Source organism: Actinomyces sp. oral taxon 849 str. F0330 (genome assembly GCF_000239715.1).
Lineage (GTDB): Bacteria > Actinomycetota > Actinomycetes > Actinomycetales > Actinomycetaceae > Actinomyces > Actinomyces johnsonii.
Window position 1 is genome coordinate 21618 of the sequence record NZ_JH470358.1, and the last position, 5070, is coordinate 26687.

Sequence of the window (5070 nt, forward strand, 5' to 3'; positions counted from 1 at the left end):
TGAGCACCGCCGGCCGGGATGAGCAGGCGGGCCACGAGCAGCTCGAGCTGAAGGCGGGGGGAGGTGGCGCCGACCATGGCGGTCAGGGCCTGGGCGGTGGTGTCGGCGGCGCGGGAGAGGGCGGCGGCCCCCATGGTGCGGGCCTGGAGGTCCATGCGTTCGAGTTCGTCGAGAGGCATGGAGCCGAGCGCCGCGCCGGCCTCGGAGCCGGCTAGGGCGATGATGAGGAGGTCGCGCAGGCGGGCCAGCAGGTCCTCGACGAACCGGCGTGGGTCGTGCCCGGAGGAGACGACCCGGTCGACGACCCGGAAGACGCCGACACCGTCAGCGGCGGCGATCGCGTCGACGCACTGGTCGAGCATGGTGGTGTCGGTGTAGCCCAGCAGGGCGACGGCCCGCTGGTAGTCGACGCCGTCGTCGTGCGCCCCGCCGATGAGCTGGTCCATGACGGAGAGGGTGTCGCGCACGGAGCCGCCGCCGGCGCGCACCACGAGGGGGAAGACGCCGGGGCCGATCTCGACGCCCTCGGCCCGGCACAGCTGGGCCAGGTAGCCCTCGAGGACGTCGGGCGGGACGAGGCGGAAGGGGTAGTGGTGGGTGCGCGACCGAATGGTGCCGATGACCTTCTCCGGCTCGGTGGTGGCGAAGATGAACTTCACGTGCGCGGGTGGCTCCTCGACGAGTTTGAGCAGCGCATTGAAGCCCTGGGCGGTGACCATGTGGGCCTCGTCGAGGATGAAGATCTTGTAGCGGTCTCGGGCCGGGGCGAAGGCAGCGCGCTCGCGCAGGTCGCGGGCGTCGTCGACGCCGTTGTGGCTGGCGGCGTCGATTTCGACGACGTCGAGGCTTCCCGGGCCGCCGGTGGCCAGGTCCCGGCAGGACGGGCAGGTGCCGCAGGGGGTGTCGGTGGGGGCCTGGGCGCAGTTGAGGCAACGGGCCAGGATGCGCGCCGACGTCGTCTTGCCGCAGCCGCGCGGGCCGGAGAAGAGGTAGGCGTGGGTGACGCGGTCGGCCCGCAGCGCCGCCATGAGCGGAGCGGTGACGTGGTCCTGCCCGATGACCTCCTGGAAAGCGTCGGGACGGTAGCGGCGGTACAGAGCGGTGGTCACGGGCCGAGCCTAATCGGCCGGGCCGACCCCGTGCGAGGCGCCGGGCGAGTCGGGTGCCATCTGGCACGATGGGAGAGCTGGCGCATCGTCAGCTGGAGAAACGGAGGAACCATGTCTGTCACCGGGGTCCTCATCACCCGCAACGCCGCCTACTCGGCCGGAGTCCTCTCCAGGGGCGGTCTGGTGGAGGTCGACGGTGCCGAGGCCTGATCCCCTCCGGCCACCGGGTGCGGCAGGCCGTCCTCTCCTCCACCCGGGCACGTGAGGACCCCTCGCGCACCCGCCAGAGCCTGCTTACCCTTGCTACCTTCCGGTCCTGGGGGATTCGCTGGATGACGCCGCACGAGGGGCCGAGCGAGAGACTACCCGATCCGGCCCCCGGTTGCGAACCACCCCCGCCGCCCCCACTTGAGGTGGAGGACGCGCCGTAGGGCTCGAGGACTGTCCCGGCAGGTGCGTCCCCGAGGCCTGCGGTGCGTCCACGTTGGGCCGATGCGGGGAGACCAGCCCCGCGTGACAGATCCCACCGCCCCGGGCTGGCCCCGGGGATGGGCGGTCCGATATATTCCTTTCTCGTTGCACGCGGTTGTCGCCGCGTGGAGCGCCTGGAGGATTCGCCTAGTGGCCTATGGCGCACGCTTGGAAAGCGTGTTGGGTGCAAGCCCTCGGGGGTTCGAATCCCCCATCCTCCGCCACCACCCCGGGATTCGTATGATTCCGGGGTTTTGTCGTGGCACGAGGAGAATCCCCAGACGCTCGACGACGATGAACTCGTCGAGAGCAGCCTCGGGCACCGGTGGATTGTGCACGTCGATGGCGGGACCGCCCGTCGAACACCGAGCGGCGCAACGGCTACCTCGAGTCGATGGAGAAGCACGATCTGGAACAGGAGGCGGTCGTCGTCCCCGGGGGCCTTGAGCAGTCCCACTGGGATCTCTCCCCATCGACGAGGCCGAGCCGCTCCTGCCACGGTTAACCCATGCGCGCAGAACCTCGTCCCTCATCGCATTCGCCGCCGCGCCCCTGCTCACCCCCAGTCGATCCGGTCGGGAACAGGGCGACGCTTCATCGGCATGCTTCACCCGGGACGCGATTAACAACCTATTGAACAAATCCGCCAAAAACTCCTACTCTGTCTCCGTTGAGCAGGACACCGGCCACCATCCCGTAGGTGGACCGTCGCCTGGGAAGAACGACTTCGCCCTTCTCACGCCTTACATCGACCGTCCTGCCCCCATTCCGGCCGGGTGGCGACTCTCCGTCTCTCCGTCTCAGGTCGCCACCCGGTCCTTATCCCAGGTATTTTCAGCCCATTCCCCGCGCGTGGTCAGGCTCCCGCAGAAAACCGTCACAATCCCGAGTTTCCTACTGTTACGGTTCGGTATATGCGCACCCTGACCACGCTCCTCGCTCTGCCCGTGTCCGCCGTCCTCGTCATGGGACTGTCCTCCTGCAGCCTGTTCTCCTCAGGTACCTCCACCGCCACCAAGGACCTCAAGGTCGGGGATTGCTACAACACCGTGAGCGACAAGGCCGGCGGGAACAACCCGGTCGGCGAAGTCACCGTGGTCGACTGCGCCAAGACCCACACCTACGAAGTCGTCGCCCAGACCACCTTCCCCGACGACGTCGACAAGCTCCCCAACGAGGGCGCCGTCAAGTCCCTGGGTGAGGGATTCTGCCAGGGAGAGGACTTCACCAAGTACGTGGGGGTCGAGGCCGGCAAGTCCAGCTATCAGATCGAGTACCTCTCCCCCAGCGAAGACACCTGGGCCAAGGGAGACCGGCACGTCACCTGTGTGGTCGCCCAGGGAGACAAGTCGGAGGTCAAGGGCTCGGCCAAGGACTCCAAGAAGTAGTCCTCACACCGGTCGTCCTCAGCGGGCCCGAGCGCGCTGAGGACGGCGCCGTGCCTCGGCGGTGTCCGGGGACGACGGCGTACCATCGGGCACCGGTCCGAGTCCCGCCAGCAGCTCTTCCACGCTCTCGCAGGCCTGCTGCTCGTCTCCGGCCGCTGCGGCGCCGAGGCCACCCTCCGATCCGGGCGCCCCGCGCTCGGAATCGGCCTGTGCCATGAGGGCGGTGGAGATCATGAGCTTAATGCGGTTGAGCTGGTTGACTTCGCTGGCGCCGGGGTCGTAGTCGATGGCGACGATATTGGCCTGGGGGTAGCGGCGTCGGACCTCGCGGAACATGCCCTTGCCCACGACGTGGTTGGGCAGGCAGGCGAAGGGCTGGCAGCACACGATGTTAGGCACGCCGTGCTCGATGAGCTCGATCATCTCGCCGGTGAGCAGCCAGCCCTCACCGGCCTGGTTGCCCAGGGAGAGCACCTTCGAGGCCTTGCGGGCCAGCTCGGCCGTGGAGACCTCGACGTCGAAGGTGCCGCCGGCGGCGCGCAGAGCGGCGCGGGCCGGTGCCTGGAGCTGTTCGATGAACCACACGGCCGCCTTCTTCTTGGCCACGGACTCCCTGCCGATGCCGTAGGTGTCCGCCTCCCACTGGGCGGTTGCCAGCCCGGACAGGAAGAAGGGCAGGAGGCCGGGGACGACGGCCTCGCAGCCCTCGGCCTCGATGACGTCGACTACGTGGTTGTTGGCGTCGGGCTGGAACTTCACCAGGATCTCGCCGACGACGCCGACGCGCGGGCGCCGGGGCTCGTCGCGGCGGGGCAGGTCGTTGAACTCGCGGACCATCTCGCGCAGGAGGCGGCGGTAGCCGATGCGCCCGCCCCAGGTGGCCGAGCGGCCCCGGTGCTCGAAGTACTCGGCGATGATGCGGTCCCAGCGCTCGACGAGCTTCTGGGTGGCGCCTTCGACCACCTCGTAGGGGCGCACCCGTAGCAGGCAGGTGTTGAGGGTGTCTCCGATGATGATGCCCTGGAGCATCTTCAGGCCCATGGTGGCGGTCAGCTCGAATCCGGGGTTGGACTCGATGCCCTGCAGGGAGATGGCCACGACCGGCACCTGCGGGTAGCCGGCCTCGCGCAGGCCCTTGCGCAGCATGGCGGCGTAGTTGGTGGCCCGGCAGATGCCGCCGGTCTGGGAGATGGCCACGACGCAGGAGTCGGGGTCGTGGCTGCCGTCGGTGAAGGCGCCGATGAGCTGGCCGATGACCATGATGGCGGGGAAGCAGGCGTCGTTGTTGACGTAGCGCAGCCCCACCTCGAGGTCATCGCGGGTGGCGGACTGAAGCAGCTCGACCTTGTAGCCCAGGCGCCGCATAAGCGGCTCCAGGGGCCGGAAGTGCACGGGGCTCATCTGGGGCATGAGGATGGTGTGGGTGGCGCGCATGGCCTCGGTGAAGACCGGGCCGGTGGCCCCCGGCAGCTCCCGCCCTCCGACGGCGAAGCCCGTCTCGCGCGGCCCGGCCGCCTTCTCAGTCTTCTCAGCGCCCTTCCGCGCCGGCCGGTCGGCGGCCATAGCGGAGGGCTCATCGGCGGGGACTGTCGTATCGATCTCGACGGCGTCGTCGGCAGAGCCGTCGGCCTCGTCGGCGGCTTCCTCAGCGTGAGCCGTCTTCTCCGCGGCACGGGCCTCGGAGGCGGCGGCCAGGGAGCGCAGGCGGATGGTGGCGGCGCCGAGGTTGGAGACCTCGTCGATCTTGAGGCTCGTGTAGACCCCACCGGCGGATTCCAGGATCTCCTGGACCTGGTCGGTGGTCAGGGCGTCGACCCCGCAGCCGAAGGAGTTGAGCTGGACGAGCTCGAGGTCGTCGCGGGCGGTGACGAGCTCGGCGGCCTGGTAGAGGCGCGAGTGGTAGGCCCACTGGTCGCGCACCCGCAGGCGCCCGGTGACGTCCTCGGTGGCCACGGACTTGGGCGTGGGCAGGCCGACACCGGTGACGTCGGACCAGTCGGCGGGCGCCTGTGGGTCGGGGCGGAGCTCGTCCACCCGGCGGCGCAGTGCGGCCACGGCCCGGCTGAGCGCCCCGGTGGCGACGGCGTGCTCGGCGCCGTCCC

General features: G+C 69.6%; 2 protein-coding genes, 1 tRNA gene, 1 other RNA gene and 1 pseudogene. 2 read left to right on the top strand and 3 right to left on the bottom strand.

Features of this window, described 5'->3' with window-relative positions; translation table 11 throughout:
• Together HMPREF0975_RS12250 and ffs are read right to left on the bottom strand one after the other, a co-directional pair.
• A partial coding sequence (locus HMPREF0975_RS12250; protein WP_009234500.1) for a DNA polymerase III subunit gamma and tau occupies positions 1 to 1109 on the bottom strand: 1109 nt, incomplete at its 3' end.
• A 260-nt stretch (positions 1110 to 1369) separates the two neighbouring features.
• Positions 1370 to 1464: signal recognition particle sRNA small type (gene ffs / locus HMPREF0975_RS15055), an RNA gene on the bottom strand.
• Positions 1465 to 1716: 252 nt separating this feature from the next.
• Here ffs and HMPREF0975_RS12255 point away from each other — a divergent pair.
• Both HMPREF0975_RS12255 and HMPREF0975_RS12260 read left to right on the top strand, forming a co-directional pair.
• Positions 1717 to 1804, top strand: a tRNA-Ser gene (locus HMPREF0975_RS12255).
• A gap of 690 nt (positions 1805 to 2494) precedes the next feature.
• The gene (locus HMPREF0975_RS12260; protein ID WP_009234502.1) at positions 2495 to 2968 is read left to right on the top strand and encodes a septum formation family protein; all 474 of its coding nucleotides are present in this window, start codon (positions 2495 to 2497) and stop codon (positions 2966 to 2968) included.
• An 18-nt stretch (positions 2969 to 2986) separates the two neighbouring features.
• On the opposite strand, the pseudogene HMPREF0975_RS12265 reads toward HMPREF0975_RS12260, so the two are convergent.
• A pseudogene (locus tag HMPREF0975_RS12265) lies at positions 2987 to 5070 on the bottom strand (2-hydroxyacyl-CoA dehydratase); the annotation flags it as partial.

Bases quoted from the DNA above. Each gene is read 5' to 3' on its own strand.
- HMPREF0975_RS12260 (WP_009234502.1), top strand. From the start codon at position 2,495: ATGCGCACCCTGACCACGCTCCTCGCTCTGCCCGTGTCCGCCGTCCTC.